The sequence below is a fragment of the Polynucleobacter necessarius genome, assembly GCF_900095185.1.
Classification (GTDB): Bacteria; Pseudomonadota; Gammaproteobacteria; order Burkholderiales; family Burkholderiaceae; genus Polynucleobacter.
The window spans coordinates 29540-45512 of sequence record NZ_LT606948.1 but is presented as its reverse complement, the minus strand read 5'-3'; the positions used below and the strand labels follow the sequence as shown (position 1 = coordinate 45512).

15 protein-coding genes and 4 pseudogenes are annotated in these 15973 nt (G+C 45.1%); 18 read left to right on the top strand and 1 reads right to left on the bottom strand.

Going from position 1 to position 15973, the window contains the following annotated elements:
* Window positions 1–76: 76 nt before the first annotated feature.
* From DXE31_RS00255 to DXE31_RS00235, 6 genes are all read left to right on the top strand, one after another.
* Window positions 77–1444 carry an amino acid permease gene (locus DXE31_RS00255; RefSeq protein ID WP_114697396.1) on the top strand — a complete coding sequence of 456 codons (1368 nt, stop codon included), beginning with the start codon at window positions 77–79 and terminating at the stop codon, window positions 1442–1444.
* A gap of 28 nt (window positions 1445–1472) precedes the next feature.
* Complete coding sequence (gene ald, locus DXE31_RS00250; protein WP_114697395.1) at window positions 1473–2591, top strand: alanine dehydrogenase; 1119 nt, start codon at window positions 1473–1475, stop codon at window positions 2589–2591.
* A gap of 174 nt (window positions 2592–2765) precedes the next feature.
* Complete coding sequence (locus DXE31_RS10710; RefSeq protein WP_231969208.1) at window positions 2766–2900, top strand: TMEM165/GDT1 family protein; 135 nt, start codon at window positions 2766–2768, stop codon at window positions 2898–2900.
* A gap of 135 nt (window positions 2901–3035) precedes the next feature.
* Entirely contained in the window at window positions 3036–3239 is a 204-nt protein-coding gene (locus tag DXE31_RS12235) for a TMEM165/GDT1 family protein (protein ID WP_331851963.1), read from the top strand.
* Between the two features lie 85 nt (window positions 3240–3324).
* Window positions 3325–5934: an aminopeptidase N gene (gene pepN / locus DXE31_RS00240; RefSeq protein ID WP_114697394.1), complete on the top strand. Its 2610-nt coding sequence runs from the start codon at window positions 3325–3327 to the stop codon at window positions 5932–5934.
* 67 nt (window positions 5935–6001) lie between these two features.
* The gene (locus tag DXE31_RS00235) at window positions 6002–7015 is read left to right on the top strand and encodes a class 1 fructose-bisphosphatase (RefSeq protein ID WP_415077781.1); all 1014 of its coding nucleotides are present in this window, start codon (window positions 6002–6004) and stop codon (window positions 7013–7015) included.
* Window positions 7016–7400: 385 nt separating this feature from the next.
* On the opposite strand, the pseudogene DXE31_RS13085 reads toward DXE31_RS00235, so the two are convergent.
* Window positions 7401–8664: pseudogene (locus DXE31_RS13085) on the bottom strand (cyanophycin synthetase family protein); the annotation flags it as partial.
* A gap of 122 nt (window positions 8665–8786) precedes the next feature.
* Between DXE31_RS13085 and DXE31_RS00210 the strand changes: the two are divergent.
* The 12 genes and pseudogenes from DXE31_RS00210 to DXE31_RS00160 form a co-directional block, all read left to right on the top strand.
* Window positions 8787–9059 (top strand): annotated as a pseudogene (locus DXE31_RS00210) (cyanophycin metabolism-associated ABC transporter); the annotation flags it as partial.
* Window positions 9060–9360: 301 nt separating this feature from the next.
* Window positions 9361–9564 (top strand): annotated as a pseudogene (locus tag DXE31_RS00205) (tripartite tricarboxylate transporter TctB family protein); the annotation flags it as partial.
* A 113-nt stretch (window positions 9565–9677) separates the two neighbouring features.
* Window positions 9678–10689: pseudogene (locus tag DXE31_RS00200) on the top strand (tripartite tricarboxylate transporter permease); the annotation flags it as partial.
* Window positions 10690–10890: 201 nt separating this feature from the next.
* Window positions 10891–11124 carry a DUF2946 family protein gene (locus DXE31_RS09865; RefSeq protein WP_197712060.1) on the top strand — a complete coding sequence of 78 codons (234 nt, stop codon included), beginning with the start codon at window positions 10891–10893 and terminating at the stop codon, window positions 11122–11124.
* A gap of 336 nt (window positions 11125–11460) precedes the next feature.
* Entirely contained in the window at window positions 11461–11709 is a 249-nt protein-coding gene (locus DXE31_RS00190) for a TonB-dependent receptor plug domain-containing protein (RefSeq protein ID WP_114697389.1), read from the top strand.
* Between the two features lie 40 nt (window positions 11710–11749).
* Window positions 11750–12091 (top strand): TonB-dependent receptor, encoded by a 342-nt coding sequence (locus DXE31_RS00185; protein ID WP_231969206.1) that lies wholly within the window; start codon window positions 11750–11752, stop codon window positions 12089–12091.
* Window positions 12092–12380: 289 nt separating this feature from the next.
* On the top strand, window positions 12381–13202 hold the full coding sequence (locus DXE31_RS00180; protein ID WP_162785484.1) for a TonB-dependent receptor domain-containing protein: 822 nt from the start codon (window positions 12381–12383) through the stop codon (window positions 13200–13202).
* A 1-nt stretch (window position 13203) separates the two neighbouring features.
* Window positions 13204–13347: a hypothetical protein gene (locus DXE31_RS09630; protein ID WP_162785483.1), complete on the top strand. Its 144-nt coding sequence runs from the start codon at window positions 13204–13206 to the stop codon at window positions 13345–13347.
* Window positions 13347–14510: a sialidase/neuraminidase family protein gene (locus tag DXE31_RS00175; protein ID WP_162785482.1), complete on the top strand. Its 1164-nt coding sequence runs from the start codon at window positions 13347–13349 to the stop codon at window positions 14508–14510. Before DXE31_RS09630 ends, DXE31_RS00175 begins: the two co-directional genes overlap by 1 nt.
* 74 nt (window positions 14511–14584) lie before the next feature.
* On the top strand, window positions 14585–14983 hold the full coding sequence (locus DXE31_RS00170) for a TlpA family protein disulfide reductase (RefSeq protein WP_162785481.1): 399 nt from the start codon (window positions 14585–14587) through the stop codon (window positions 14981–14983).
* Window positions 14984–15038: 55 nt separating this feature from the next.
* Window positions 15039–15353 carry a hypothetical protein gene (locus DXE31_RS00165; RefSeq protein ID WP_114697384.1) on the top strand — a complete coding sequence of 105 codons (315 nt, stop codon included), beginning with the start codon at window positions 15039–15041 and terminating at the stop codon, window positions 15351–15353.
* Between the two features lie 92 nt (window positions 15354–15445).
* Window positions 15446–15907: a copper chaperone PCu(A)C gene (locus tag DXE31_RS00160; RefSeq protein WP_114697383.1), complete on the top strand. Its 462-nt coding sequence runs from the start codon at window positions 15446–15448 to the stop codon at window positions 15905–15907.
* Window positions 15908–15973: the final 66 nt, after the last annotated feature.

Below are 15973 nucleotides of genomic sequence, written 5' to 3'. Positions count from 1 at the left end.
GTTTTCGTCTGAGAACCAGTCCCTAGACTTTGCTCTGTTAGTATATCGCCAATGACAAATCGAAAGGAGGTTTCTCTTGCAGACTGAACACGCTGGCTTAAAACGCCATCTCAAAGTACGACATATTCGCTTGATGGCTTTGGGGTCAACAATCGGTGTTGGTTTATTCCTTGGCTCAGCGAGTGCCATTCAACTTGCTGGTCCATCCATTCTGTTGGGATATCTACTAGCAGGTATCGCGGCATTCATTGTTTTGCGCACACTTGGCGAAATGGCTGTCCATGAACCTGTTGCGGGTTCTTTTGCGGCGTATGCCCATACCTATGTCGGCCCTCTTGCAGGATATATGGTGGGCTGGGGATATTGGACCTATTGGATCGTAGTGGGTATTGCCGAAGTTACTGCCGTGGGCATCTACATGGGCATTTGGTTTCCGGAAATACCTCAGTGGATCTGGGCGCTTTCCTCCATTCTGATGATGGGCTTAATCAATCTCATTGCCGTTAAGGTATTTGGTGAGTTTGAGTTTTGGTTTGCCTTGATTAAAGTAGTCGCCATTATTGCCATGATTGCTTTGGGTGGTTCGGTCATCTTCTTTGGCTTTACGAATGATTGGCAACCCATCGGTTTAAGTAATTTATGGCAGCACGGAGGTTTCTTTCCAAATGGAATTAGTGGAATATTGCTCTCTCTTCAGATGGTTTTTTTTGCTTACGTTGGCATTGAGATGATTGGCCTCTCTGCTGGTGAAGCTGAAAACCCACAAACAACTATTCCGATGGCAATAGATTCACTTGCATGGCGCATTCTGATTTTCTACATGGGCGCTATTTTCGTCATCTTGGCGATCTTTCCTTGGAATCAGGTAGGCCAGCATGGCAGCCCATTTGTCGTCATGTTTGAGAGATTGGGTTTACGTGAAGCTGCAGGTCTGGTGAACTTTGTTGTCATTACTGCTGCACTCTCATCTTGTAATGCAGGCATCTTTAGTGGCGGACGCTTGTTATATTCGCTGTCATCCAATGGATATGCACCCTCAGCCTTTGCCAAGCTGTCTAAGTACGGTGTTCCTCATCGTGCAGTAATGAGCACCGTAGTGGCATGTATGTCAGGCGTGGTACTGAACTATTTTGTACCTGAAAAAGCATTTCAATACATGATGGCAGCAGTGACCTTTATTGGTTTAATGGTTTGGATTGCAATCTTGATTACACAGCTGAAATTCCGTAATTCCCTTTCTAAATCTCAAGTTGCTCAATTAGTGTATCGCACCCCTTGGTGGCCCTATTCCTCGTGGTTTGCTCTGGCATTTATTGCTCTAGTAGTGGTTTTGATGGGCTTTCATGAGGATGCGCGGATCGCTCTCATCGTAGGACCGTGTGTATTGGGCGTGTATCTCGTGATGTTTTATGTCGCGCGCTTACATCGCAAATCAGCAACTTAACGTGACTTTCAATCAATAGGAGATAGCAATGATTATTGGTGTACCTCAAGAGGTAAAAAATAATGAGTTTCGAGTTGGTTTAACTCCAGGCAATGTGAGCGGGCTGTGTAAACAGGGTCACTCTGTTTTAGTGCAACGTGGAGCGGGCGAGCAGATTGGTTTGAGTGATGAGTCCTATCGGACTGCTGGCGCCAGCTTAATGAATAGCGCTGCTGAAGTATTTCATAAGGCAGACATGATAGTCAAAGTGAAAGAGCCTCAGGCACAAGAATGTGTAATGTTGCGAGAAGATCAAATTCTATTTACCTATCTGCATTTAGCCCCTGACCCAAAGCAAACTCAAGCATTAATTCAGTCTGGCGCAACTTGTATTGCCTATGAGACTGTCACTGCAATGAATGGTGCATTACCGCTATTGGCCCCTATGAGCGAGGTAGCTGGGCGAATGTCAATTCAGGCAGCTGCAGCTCATCTAGAAAAAACTAATGGCGGTTTAGGGGTCCTGATGGCAGGCGTACCAGGAGTGTCACCTGCAAAAATAGTGATTTTAGGAGGTGGGGTGGTTGGCCGCAATGCTTTACAGATGGCAGTAGGTATGGGTGCCGATGTATGTATTTTCGATCGTGATATTGAACGCTTACGTCAGCTTGATATGTTCTATGGCAATCGGGTGAGAACGTTTTATTCCGATAGCCTCTTGATCGAACAAGAGGTCTGCGAAGCGGATGTGGTTATTGGGGCGGTGTTATTGCCAGGTGCTGCAGCTCCAAAGCTCGTGACACATCAGATGATTAAAAAAATGAAGGCAGGATCGGTTGTTGTAGACGTGGCCATTGATCAGGGAGGTTGCTTTGAAACCTCCAAACCCACCACTCATGCAGACCCCACCTTTCTCGTAGATGGCGTATTGCATTATTGTGTCGCCAATATGCCAGGAGCTGTTGCTAGAACATCCACGTTCGCCTTAACTAATGCCACTTATCCATTTGTTGAGGCACTAGCAAATCGTGGTGTGATGCAGGCATTATCGATTGATCATCATCTACGCAATGGTTTAAGCGTGTATAAAGGTATTTTGACCTCTAAGCCAGTAGCAATGGCTCAGGGGTTAGATTTTGCTTCAGCCGAGGACTTATTAGTAGCATAGCGCCAATAAAATAGGGATACTAAAAAAGTATTCTGTGTGACCGGTCCGGTAGATGAGAGGATTTAAAATCTGATCTCTAATCAATTTACGCAAGTAAATGCAAAACTAACGGACCTTCTATGATGGATTTTTCAGCTTTGGCTCTTTCTACTGGAGAGGTTGCCTTAGCAGAGATTGGGGGATAAGGCCCAATTACTCTCCTTGATGTTGGCTGCACGCTATCCGAAGCAAGCTTTAGCGATTATTGCTGGCATCTTTATCGCCATGATTGCAATCATGGCTGTGCTGCATTTGTCGGTCATTGGCTAACTACCCTTGTATCACTTGAGGTGATGGCTAGATTTTGGGTTTAACCTTCTTAGGTATTGGATTATGGCTATTGGTACTAGATCATATTGATGCTGCTGCTGGTTCAAAGGTGGCTATAAAGCCTTTCAGGTATGTATGCTGAAAGCAGGCCTCTTCTTTTTGGCGGAGAAGGGTGATAAAACGCAGATTGCCACAATTGCCCTTGGCGCACGTTATGAAGACGTAGTGCGCCGTAACGATTGGCACCACATTAGAGATGATGTCAGCCCATGCCCCGGCGGGTCTGGATCGGGCAAAAATTTACGAAGCGAATGCCGATTAAATGGGTACATGCGGTAGTCGCAATCACCTTCATTTGGGCTTAATAATTTAGACTGTAGTAAGTCAATCAACAAGTCTGACAGTCAAGACTTACAATAGGTCTATGAAAACTGATCTCCCCCAGAGCTTCCGTAGGCTCGAATACCGCCCACCTGTATATACGTTTGATCAGGTCGAGCTCGATATTGCTTTAGATCCAGCACGCACGATCGTCAAGAGTCGCATCGAGGTTCTACCAGGTAAAAGTTTTGAGCCCGGATCTCCTTTGATCTTGGTTGGACATGAGTTGGAGTTTGTGAGCTTACGTATCAATGGCGAGGCATACCGACATTTTAAATTAACGCCCGAAACTCTCACAATTCATTCTTTGCCAAAAGAGGGTAAAGAAAAATTTGTCGTAGAAATTATTTGCGTTTGTGTTCCTGAGAGAAATACCTCTCTCATGGGTTTGTATGTCTCCAACGGAAACTTCTTCACCCAGTGTGAAGCAGAGGGTTTCCGAAAAATTACTTACTTTTTGGATCGACCAGATGTGATGGCGCGTTATCGTGTGATATTGCGGGCCCGTGAAGTAGAGTGCCCAGTCTTGCTGTCTAACGGCAACCTCTTGAATACTGAAAGGCTCCCCAACGGCTGGCATAGCGCAACCTGGGAAGATCCATTTCCGAAGCCTTCTTATCTGTTTGCCTTAGTGGCGGGTAAGTTGGAGTGCATTGAGGAAACAATTACCACTAGTAGCGGTGCCAAAAAACTCCTACAGATTTGGGTTGAGCCTCACGATCTGAAGAAAACTCGCCACGCTATGGATTCTCTGATTGCCTCCATTCATTGGGATGAAAGACGTTTTGGTTTAGAGCTGGATTTAGAGCGTCTCATGATTGTTGCGGTCAGTGATTTCAATATGGGCGCCATGGAGAATAAGGGATTGAATATTTTCAATACCAAGTTTGTGCTTGCGCAGCCAGAGACTGCTACGGATGCAGACTTTGCCAATATTGAGAGTGTTGTGGCGCACGAGTACTTTCATAACTGGACTGGTAATAGGGTGACTTGTCAGGATTGGTTCCAGTTGTCCCTTAAAGAGGGGCTGACAGTATTTCGTGATCAGGAATTTTCTGCCGATCAAATGGGCAGCGAGTCCGGTAGAGCAGTCAAGCGTATAGAGGATGTGCGTTTGTTACGTCAACTCCAGTTCCCTGAAGATGCAGGTCCAATGGCTCATCCGATTCGCCCCGATGAGTATCAAGAGATTAATAATTTTTATACCGTTACTGTTTATGAAAAAGGATCTGAGGTTGTGCGGATGTATCAAACCCTCTTAGGTAAAGAGGGTTTCCGCAAAGGTATGGATCTTTATTTCAAGCGTCATGATGGTCAGGCGGTAACTTGTGATGACTTCTTAATGGCGATGGCTGACGCCAATAGCAAAGATCTCACCCAGTTTACAAATTGGTATAGCCAGGCCGGCACCCCACGAGTGAAAGTGCAAGAGCATTACGATCCAACTACGAAACAATATCAGTTAACGTTGACTCAAAGTTGTGCGCCGCGTCCTGGGCAGCCTGAGAAAAAACCGTTTCATTTTCCATTGAAAATGCGCTTACTGACTAGGGCGAATGATCAGCAAGAGCAATTACTGGAGTTGACCCAAGCAAGTCAAACTTGGACTTTCGACAACATTGCAGAACGTCCTGTTCTTTCAATTAACCGAAATTTTTCTGCACCAATACAGTTAGATTTTGAACAGTCCGAGGCTGATCTGTTAACTTTATTCTCCAATGACGATGACGCGTTTAATCGTTGGGAGGCCGGCCAGAAATTCGCAATGCAAATGATTTTGAATGGTCGCTTGCCAGACGCGCAACTGATTCAGGCATACCGTAATTTGCTGTTGGATCCTGCTTTAGATCCAGCCTTTAAAGCTCTAGCATTAATGCTGCCAGCTGAATCCTATTTGTATGAGCAGTGCAAGAGCGTAGATCCACAAAAGATCTTTACTGCTCGTCGTGCATTTCGTCGCGAGCTTGCCAACCAGCTCCAATTAGAGTGGACTGCTTTATATCAACAAATGCAAACTCCTGGACCATTCAAAGCCAATGGAGTGGATGCAGGTAAACGCGCTCTCAAGAATTTAGTGTTGAGTATGCTGCTTGAGGCTAGCCCTGCTGTCTGGACTCCGATGGCTACTCATCAATATGAGATCGCTGACAATATGACGGATCGCTATGCAGCTCTGTCTGCATTGGTTGTGCATGGATCAAGGGCAGCCCAAGACTGTTTGATAGATTTTTATAATCGTTTTGCCAATGATGCTCTAGTGATCGATAAGTGGTTTGGATTGCAATCTAGTCGCCCACCGGTAGATGGGCTTGAGTCGACGCTATTAGAAGTTAAAAAACTGCGAGAGCATGCAGCATTCAAGCTAAACAACCCGAATCGGGTCCACAGTGTCATTCATGCATTCTGCTTAAATAATCCAGCGAGTTTTCATCAATCTGATGGAGGTGGCTATGAGTTTTGGGCAGATAGCGTCTTGGCCTTGGATCCAATTAACCCTCAAGTTGCCGCACGTTTGGCTAGAGCCCTAGATCGCTGGCGTTTATTTGCCCAACCTTATCAGGATTGTATGAAAGCCGCTCTGGAGCGGGTTTCCGCATGCCAAACCCTCTCTCCTGATGTGCGAGAGGTGATTGGAAAGGCATTTGGTAGCTAGCGCAACTCAATGACAAGGCAAAATAGAGCCCAATAGACCGCTTTGACAAAATTCCGGAGCAAACCTTTTGTCCTCAAGTAACCATATCAATTTCAAGCAATATTTAGCTTCCGTAAAACTTGCAGGCGAGTCCGTTCCTGCTGGATTGCAGGAATTGCTGACTGCTGTTGTGAAGACCTGTGCAACCCTGAGCCATGAGGTAGCGCAGGGCGCATTAATTGGGTTATTGGGGTCTGCGGGCACAGGTAATGTGCAAGGCGAGGTGCAGCAAAAGCTCGACATTATTGCAAATGATTTGCTTATCGAAGGTGTGCAGAGTTGCCAGTCTCTAGCAGGTTTAGCTTCAGAAGAAATGGAGTTTCCATTACCAGCTCAAGGTACAGGTGACTATTTACTATTATTTGATCCACTCGATGGCTCATCGAACATTGACGTCAACGTCTCTATTGGTACCATCTTCTCGGTTCTGAACAAGCAAGATCCTAATGCGCCACTACAAACCTCTGATTTTCTGCTGTCGGGGCGACACCAAGTTGCAGCTGGTTATGTAGTTTATGGCCCCCAAACTACTATGGCTTTGACTCTTGGTGACGGCGTAGTGATGTTTACGCTGAATAAGGTAAACGGTACATTCTTATTAATCAAGAATAAGGTGAAAATTTCTCATTCCACCAAAGAGTTTGCAATCAATATGTCTAATATGCGTCACTGGGCTGATCCAGTGCGTCGCTATGTTGAGGAGTGTCTGGCTGGTGTCAGCGGCACTCGTGATAAGGACTTCAATATGCGTTGGATCGCGTCTATGGTGGCGGATGTGCATCGCGTATTATCTCGGGGTGGAGTCTTTATGTACCCTTGGGATCAACGTGAGCCTCATAAGCCTGGTAAGTTGCGCTTGATGTATGAGGCCAATCCTATGAGCTTTCTTGTTGAGCAAGCAGGCGGAGCATCTACCAACGGTACAGATTTGATCATGGATCTTCAGCCAACGGATTTACATGAGCGAGTATCGGTGATGTTGGGCTCTAAAGAAGAGATTGATCGCATACAGCACTATCACTCATCATCAGCTCATCGGTAGATCTGGGCTCTATGACACGAAAATATCTTTGTCACGACGATCACTAGCCTCACTGATCACCACGTGACTCTTCTTAGGTTTCATGGCTTCAACAGCGCTCGTGAGGGCGCGCATGGCGTCGGGGTTATACGCCATAGTCGGCAATGACTGTAGCGCCATTATGTTGGAATTGATTAAAACGGCCCGGAACAGAATTGAGATCGCTTTCAAAGCTATGCAGATCGCGAGCGATTTTCTCTGCATCTAAGCCAAGGGTCTAAGCCGCGCCAATTGTAGCCATCGCATTTTCAATCTGAACACCAAGAACACCATCTTTTGTGCGCGGAATTTCACTGACAGGGAAGCGATACATTACGCGTGAGCCCTTTGATGCAACGATATAAGTACCATCAAAGTAAATAACTTTTTTATTTGTAGCGCGATGTGCAGTAATCACGGGATGATATTGATTTTGTGCAAAGAAGATGACGCGACCAGAGCATTTATCACCCATTTTCGCTACCATCGCATCGGGTCTGTAGCGTTCAGAACAGCGGCACCTGTAAGGAGCTACGTTTTGTACGATCACGCGCTTAAGGGCGGCTAAATCCTCGACGCTGGTAATGTAGTTCAGGCCCAGGTGGTCGCATTCGCCAATGTTAGTGATTACCGCGTCACTTCGCAGCGGTCAAAACCTAAGCCTTCAGGCAATCAGCCGCCCCGCGCAGTTTCCAACACGCCAGCATCGACATCTCAGGGTGCATCAATACGTTGCGAGCGCTCTTGGGTCCACTACAGTCGCCAGTGTCAATTAAACGATGGTTCATATAAACACCGTCAGTACCTGTTATGCCGACGCGTAAACCTGTTTCGCCAATGAGGTGAGCAAATGAGACGTACGGTAGTTGTTTTGCTGTTTGTTCCGGTAACAGCAACTACTGGAATTCGACCATCTTCGCCGAGGGGGAACATCATGTTAATGGTGTCTTCGCCTACAGGGCGGCCTTTGCTGTAAGATGATTTTAAATGCATGCGCAACCGGTTGCACTACTACTGGTAAGTCAATATCCTGCGCTGCCTCCCAGGCGTCATCTGGGCTCGTAACCGTTCTACCTTCAGGCGTAGGAACCCCCGCGCTGCGCAATAAACTCTTAGTTAAATCTTTATCTCGAGAGATTGTCTCTGCAATCGCGCTGGTTTGATCGGTCTCAGCAGTCCAGATACGACGTTGTTTAGATCCGTCACCCAATTGAATTAAGTTACCTTCTGATAAACGAATCGACGGAATGCCGCGTTCTTCGACTGCATTCACAATTCAGGCAGTACTCAGTCCTAGCAGAAGGTCATCACCAAGTTCACGTAAATTTTCAATAATGGTTTGAACTTCAGCTACACAATCTTTATTGTCCTGTGCTAAAGCAAGATAGAGGTCGCGAGCGTATTTCAGGGCGGTGAGAGTTACTTCTTCGTTAATTGCGCTAACCACTACTTTATAGATGCCTCGACGGTCAACATCTCACGCTTTACCAAAGCCGCCAGGAATGCCAGCCAGATTTTGTAGTGCAAGAGTTAAGTACTCAAGAATGTGAGCGGGCCAAGCACCTTCTTCAACACGTGTTAAAAAAACCGTCAGTTTCTCCGTAGCTGCAGCGATGTTCAACAAGGCTAGGTCATGGCGATCATGCTGGGGTAGGGCATTTACGGTTAGAGATAGCCGATAAATTATTCAAGTCGTGGAAATTTACCTTGGCGGTGCATCCTCAAGTATTGCGCCTTCAATCGAGCTTTAGACAACTTACAAATTAATGATCGAGGTAATCGCGTATGGGGCCTGTTTTCTCCAACAGTGACGCTACTCACAGAAACAGGTTTGCTAGTAGTGTGGGGCTTTATTTGGCAAGAAGTAGCTTACCAAAAAGTGACTGTCGGCGTCTTTATTGCGTTCTTGGCATATATCGGTCGTTTTTATATACGCCTTGACTCGATGAGTCGGATTGTTTCTCATACGTACAAAGCTGCTGCTGGCGCGAAACGAATTTTTGATATTTTGGATCATGTAATTAGTGGGGCCCTATTTTTTAAGTAAGTGCATTAATTAACTTTTATAAAAAATAAAAATGTCTGCACATACAAACAATACAAATGAAGATGCAGCAATCAGTATGAGGGCGATGGATATCATCACCGCTTTATTTGTTTCTTACTGTTGGTCTAACAGTAATGGTTGGCAGCTTAAAGTTAGGTGCAAGCTGGGGTATTGACGGTCCTGAGGCTGGATACTTTCCTTTTTACATTAGTGTGAGCATTTTGCTTTCAAGTACAGTGACTTTGTATCAAGCAGCTGTTGTTAACAGAAAAAAGAATCATTTGTTGATAGAGAGCCACTTAAGCAAGTGATGGCGGTTTTGTTGCCTGCCATTGTTTTTGTCGTAGGTGTGCAGTTAATTGGTATTTATGTTTCTTCAGCTCTCTACATCGCAATTTTCATGGTATGGCTCGGCAAGTATCCAATTTGGAAAACAGTCGTAGTCTCAGTAGGCGTGAGTGCAGCCCTGTACTTTATGTTTTAGTACTGGTTCCAGGTTCCATTGCCACATGGCTCATGGATTAATCCGCTTGAGATGATTGGCGTGCAATAAAAAAATAACAACTATTAAAAAGATTAGAAAAGAAGGAGTCCAAGTTGGAAGAAAGTAGCGCTCTATTCAACGGCTTTGCCGTTGCAATGACACCCTTTAATTTAATGCTCATGTTTATCGGTGTAACACTTGGCGTGATTATTGGTGTTCTACCGGGTCTTGGTGGCGCAAACGGAATTGCGATTCTGTGGTCTTTGACTTTTACAATGCCGCCTACGTCCGCAATCATCATGCTCTCCTGTATTTACTGGGGCCCGTTGTTCGGCGGTGCGATTACATCCGTGCTCTTCAACATCCCTGGTGAACCATGGTCGGTTGCGACCCCCTTTGACGGTAGCCGATGGCCCGAAATGGTAAAGCAGGTGAGGCACTGACAGCAGCATTCACATCCTCATTCGTTGGCGCATTCTTTGCAATTGTGATGATTACATTCTTGGCACCGCTGGTTGCGAAGTTTGCCTTGCAATTTGGTCCGGCTACGTTCTTCTCGGGTTACTTGCTGACCTTCTGTAGTTTTGTGGGCATGAATCAAGGCTCACCGTTTAAAACGATTTCTGGGATGATGCTCGGCTTTGCTTTGGCAACGGTCGGTATGGATACGGTGACAGGTCAATTGCGTTTGACATTTGGTAACCCAGAGTTCATGCGTGGCTTTGACTTCCTGATTGCGATTATCGGTTTGTTTAGTATCGGCGAGATTCTTCTCTCCATGGAAGAAGGATTGGCGTTCCAAGGTGCTGCAGCTAAGATTCGCGGTAAGGTTGTTTGGGAAACTTGGAAGCATCTGCCAAGATGCTGGGCCACATCTTTACGCAGCTGCTTAATTGGTTGCTGGATGGGTGTCACCCCTAGTGGCGCTACTCCGGCATCATTTATGGCTTACGGTGTTGCTAAGCGTGTTTCCAAAGAAGGCGACAAGTTTGGTACCGGCAAAATGGATGGTATTGTTGCTCCAGAGACTGCAGCCCACGCCGCAGGAACAAGCGGCGCTCCTCCCAATGTTGTCTTTGGGTATTCCTGGTTCACCAACAGCAGCGGTATTGCTAGGCGGCTTTTTCTTCTCTAACCCATTGGTAGGAGGTATTACATCTCTTGCATTCGTGCTGCTGTTTTGGCCATTGATCGGTAAAGTTCATTGGTAAGAAGAAAGTTGCTGCTGCATAAACAGAATTGACTCAAAGGGGTCAATTCAAGAGGGAACAGGGGCGCATGCCCCTTTTTTCATGGGCATAAAAAGTTCCGCTAAAATCTCTAATTATGAATTTCCATAAAAACCGCCTCATTCACTGGATTGCCGCTTTTGCAATTGCTATCAGCATAATGGCACCTGCTGTTTCTCAAGCGGTTTCGCTTGCTAAACATAGTCAAGGTTTTGCGATGGAGATATGCGTTACCGATGGTAGCAAGGCAACAATGAATATCCAGATGCATGAAAAAGAGGTTGCAAGCAGCCGCAACATTGCTCCTATTGTATCACCCATCACGCCATAACTCCAGCGTTTAATACCAATCTCCAGTGTGAGGCGCCACAAGCCTTATCTTTGTTACTCCAGCTTTTCTATAAAGCACTCAAGCCACTCGCTGTTTGGGTAACCCCTCCCTCAGCTGCACCACCAACAACAGCCTAAATCTTTTAGGGCATAGCTTCTTAGCTATGTAGCTGGCAACGAGTTTTTCTGCTGCGTTGCTGCTAAGTGGTTTGGAGAAGTAAGTGTTGTTTGAGAAAACAAAAAATGAGTATTTGTATTGGGTGCTTATTTGCTTCATTATATGGCGGAGTTCATGCGCAAATTGCCTCACCACCCGATTACGATCAAACATTAAAGAGTGTTACTGTCACGGCAACTCGTTCTGGCACTCCATTTAGATGAAATTCCCTTAAATACCACAGTTCTTACTAAAGAGGCGTTGGAGGTGGCCCCAGAACAAACCATTGATCAAATTTTAAAAAATGTACCTAGTGTTATTTTGAATGACACACCGTATTACCAACAGGATCCGACAGCTCAAAGTATTAACGTACGTGGCCTTGGTAATGCACGAACCTTGGTATTGATTGATGGTGTTCCAGCTTAATGATGCATTTTCTAGAACGGTGCAATGGAATTTGGTGCCAATGTCAGCGATTGACTCTGTTGAATTGATCCGCGGCGGTGTTTCTAGTTTGTGTGGTAACTATGGCATGGGTGGGGTTATTAATATCAAGACCAAAACCCCAGTCAACAGTCAGCAAAAAGCATCTGTAAGCTATGGTTCATTTGGTACAGCAAACGTTGCGGCTTCAAAGGATTTGATTGCCTCTGAAAGTCCCCAGTTGAGATTCTCGGCCGATTATTTCAATACGGAGGGTTATCAAAAAAACATTGCGACGATTTCGCCAGCATCACCTAATAGTATTAAGAATGGCCAGGGTCCCGCTTCTTCGCATAACTCGAACTTCAAAATACAGGGATGCTAATGGTTTCTTCCGAGTGGGTTATCACACCATGTCCAACCTATCGTCGGGGTATACTTTTGCTACCAATATTACGCAAGAGCCAGATGTGGCTGAGGGGACAAGTACTCGGCTGAATGATAAATCAAAAGTAGATGTGAATTTCTTTTAGGAGAATACGGGCCTTAATAAGCAAAACGGCTCCACTTCTACAACGAGATCCAACAATATTCCAGCAAATACGCCTTATATCAATGCAAACTATCAGGATCCCTAAAGCACCCTTGGCGCCTCAGTTCAGTTGAGGCAGGAGGTGACTGGATTAATCGATCAATATGTCCTTGGTGTTGATGCCAGAAATATTGCTGGCTCAAATCTAACGAATAACTTAAATGATAATGGGACCTCTTCCACAATTAACTATGCTCAAGGCCAGCAAACATTTTATGGCTTGATGGGGCAGGTGAAATCAAAAACCGAGCTATTTCCTGTGGAAATAGCTCTGGCGGCTCGTATAGATCAATGGAATAGTCAAACGCCCACCAACTATAACGCTGGCCCTAACGGTACAAATCCAGTCTATCAAAATGTACCAAATCAAAGTAAGACCCAGATAAACCCTACTTTGGGATTGCTATATAACATGATCAAAGACTGGGACTTGCGTTCTGCAGCTTATCAGGCCTTTGCGCCGGGCATGAATAATACTTTGCGCTCATATGGATCTTCAAACGGATACAGCTTTGCAAATCCAAGTTTAACTCCAGAAACTATGACAGGTTATGAGGTAGGCACCGACTATCGCTGGAAGGGTGGCTTTGCGCAATTGGCTGCATTTAATAACTATATTCAGAATGCAGTGGCGACATACAATCTTTCGACCCGAAGCGCCACAGATCAAGCCCTAGCAAAACAATTATGTGGAGCTACTACTTGGACTGGTCAAACTAGCCAGTATGGTGCTTGTGCTTCTGCACAAAGCTTAAGCTATTACACTAATAATCAGACTCTCTTTAGTCAAGGTATTGAGTTTCAGTTTCATCACGATATTAATTCACGATGGGCAACAGATCTTAATTACGCTTTTACCAGCACTAAGCTAACCATCTGTGGTGGGTTTGCGCGCGAACTATGAAATGGCCAAAAATACAATGATTTACGCTTCTGCAGTCAATTTATTGAATCGCCAATATATTACTCCTGGTACAGGTAGTAATAACACTTCTTATATTCAAGGGATGTCACAAGCACTTTCTGTTGGTGCACGTATCATTTTCTAATGCTAACCCATATCTTTCGCTCCAGTACTTATTCAGCCCTGCTGGGGATACCCGCAATGGGCAGACCCAGTCCATATGCGAATGCCCCAACAATGCAAACGGATCATTCTTTGTCTAGTGCTTCTGCAATGCAGACAAAGTTTGGAAATGTTTGCCAAGGCGGAGGGCTGAAGTGCGCAAATGCAGCGACCCCGTTTTTTACTCCAGATGGAAAATCACTGGATGTTGGCAGCGATGCGCGCCCTCAAATTGTGGTCGACAAGCAGGGGAATGCATTTGTTGCGCATTCGTTTTTCAAAGAAAGCCACTGGAATGCGCAAATCAATATTGCCCGATCTGCGGATGGAGCAAAAACATTCTCTATCCCAGAATCGTTAGTTTATGACGAATCGAGTCAGCGCTTTTCAATGGTATTGGTCAAGCCAGATGCCTCAATTTTTATTACGTGGATTGATAAACGAATAGTCGCCAAGGCGAAAAAAGTGGAGAGAAGTGTTTGGGTGGCTCGATTGCGTATTCTTTTTCTCGAGAAAGTGGCAAGACATTTGAAACCGAGCAGTTTGCTAACGAGAGCAGTTGTGAATGCTGCCGTATTGGGGGCCAGCTTGGATTCCAGGGCTAATCCAACGATTATTTATCGTGCCATCTTCCCAGGGGGCATTCGGGATCAGGCAACGCAAGTAATAAATACAAAAGGTGCTGAGCCTGTCCGACGCATATCTGATGATGAATGGAAAACAGATGCCTGCCCACATCATGGTCCATCTATTGCAGTATCTGGCTCTGGAAAATTCCATGTGTCTTGGGACACCCAAGACAGCAAGCGTGCTGGAGTGTTTTATGCCAACTCTAGCAATGAAGGTAAGCGCTATTCAAAGCCAATTAGGGTGGGCTCCGAAGTTCTCACCGTTACAAGACCCTATCTTTTTACCTCTGGTCAACAGGTCTGGCTTGTTTGGAAAGAATGTGATGGCAATAAATCTTCGGTCTATTTAAAAGAATCACCAGATGATGGTAAATCTTGGTCAGCTCCTAAATTATTAACCGATACTGCGGGGTATGGTGACCATCCCTTGTTGGCATCACGAGGCGATGCAGTATTTTTATCTTGGTTAACTTGGGATGATGGATATCAATTAATAAATATTGGAAGAACTCAATGAAGCAATTCTGGTCATCTCTGTTAATGACGATACTCCTCTCTATATCTTCATGGGCTGTGGCTGATGTAGCCAGTTTGAAACCCTATCAAACTGGGAATTGGAAGGCTATTGTTAAGACTGAACAGAGTGCACCACTGGCGGTTCATTTTTGGGGTGTAACCTGCCCCGCTTGTGTAAAAGAGATGCCACAGTGGGGACAGTTTATAAAAAATAACCCAGGTACAAAGATAATTTTTATTCAGGTTGACGATGTTTCTCAAGAGGTAATCAAAAAAATGCTCAGCAAAGCCGGATTAGATAATGCGAATAATTATTATGTGGTGGCACCATTTGATGAGCGCTTACGATATGAGATTGATCCTCAATGGCATGGGGAGACACCCACAACGATTTTGATTGACTCAAAAGGTAGGACTTCGAGAAAAACGGGTCTCATTGACTTTAAACAGCTAAAAACAATATTGCTGCTCTAAAAGGATCTTCAAAGGCTATTTGGCGAAGCATATAAAGATGAGGATAGACTAAGGTATGAGCCGATTTCTGAAAAAATTGCCGGGATATCAGGTTTGTGAGCCAGGTCTTGAGCGCACAATCTTGCGAGAGCTTCCTCAGTTGATTTTTTTAGGGATGCTCGCTATCAGGGAGCCTAGCGTTTTAGCTAGAGTGCTGCTATCGACCCAAAAGCAAAAAATGATTGATATCGTGGTTATAGGCACAGAAATATTTTATTTAGCGATGATTGTCACTCTAGGGATAGGGGCATGCATCGTTATGTTGGCAAAAGGTCCGGCGTATGTTGCTGATGCATATCCATTAGTAGATTCGGATAGACCAAAAATATAGTAAGCATGGTGAGTTTAGATAGGAAGCAGTGATTGATTTGAAAAAAGCTTGAGCAGGATTTCAAGTTCTTAGATTAACGAAAGGAAGCAGGTATGAAACGTAATACAGTATTATTATTGGTTGCAGGATTGAGTTTGAGCTTTACAGTGCTCGCACAAGAAGTCAGAGTGGGATCAATCAAGATTGAGCATGCATACACACGAGCTACCGTTCCAGGTCAGCAAGTTGCTGGTGGCTTTATGAAGATAGAAAATACAGGCGCTGCCGATCAGCTGGTTGCAGCTAGCTCTCCAGTGGCTGATGAAATGCAACTTCATGAGATGGCCATGGAAGGTAATGTAATGAAAATGCGTGAAGTGAAAGCTATTGCTATACCAGCAAGCGGTGCAGTTGAGCTCAAACCTGGCGGATTGCATCTCATGTTTATCAACATTAAAGCGCCTTTGGCTGCTGGTGAAATTGTGCCAGTAAAGCTCAGATTTGCAAAGGCTGGCGAAGTAGAGGTGAAGATGCCTGTCAATGCGATGGGTAATTCCGGCGCAATGAAGCACTAAGATTCAGATTGATTAGCAATGGTGAGGTAATAAAAAAGCCCCTAGATTTCGTTAGGGGCTTTTTAG

Bases quoted from the DNA above. Each gene is read 5' to 3' on its own strand.
- DXE31_RS09630 (WP_162785483.1), top strand. From the start codon at position 13,204: ATGGCCAAAAATACAATGATTTACGCTTCTGCAGTCAATTTATTGAAT.
- ald (WP_114697395.1), top strand. From the start codon at position 1,473: ATGATTATTGGTGTACCTCAAGAGGTAAAAAATAATGAGTTTCGAGTT.
- pepN (WP_114697394.1), top strand. From the start codon at position 3,325: ATGAAAACTGATCTCCCCCAGAGCTTCCGTAGGCTCGAATACCGCCCA.
- DXE31_RS00185 (WP_231969206.1), top strand. From the start codon at position 11,750: ATGTCAGCGATTGACTCTGTTGAATTGATCCGCGGCGGTGTTTCTAGT.
- DXE31_RS12235 (WP_331851963.1), top strand. From the start codon at position 3,036: ATGCTGAAAGCAGGCCTCTTCTTTTTGGCGGAGAAGGGTGATAAAACG.
- DXE31_RS09865 (WP_197712060.1), top strand. From the start codon at position 10,891: ATGAATTTCCATAAAAACCGCCTCATTCACTGGATTGCCGCTTTTGCA.
- DXE31_RS00175 (WP_162785482.1), top strand. From the start codon at position 13,347: ATGCTAACCCATATCTTTCGCTCCAGTACTTATTCAGCCCTGCTGGGG.
- DXE31_RS00160 (WP_114697383.1), top strand. From the start codon at position 15,446: ATGAAACGTAATACAGTATTATTATTGGTTGCAGGATTGAGTTTGAGC.
- DXE31_RS00165 (WP_114697384.1), top strand. From the start codon at position 15,039: ATGAGCCGATTTCTGAAAAAATTGCCGGGATATCAGGTTTGTGAGCCA.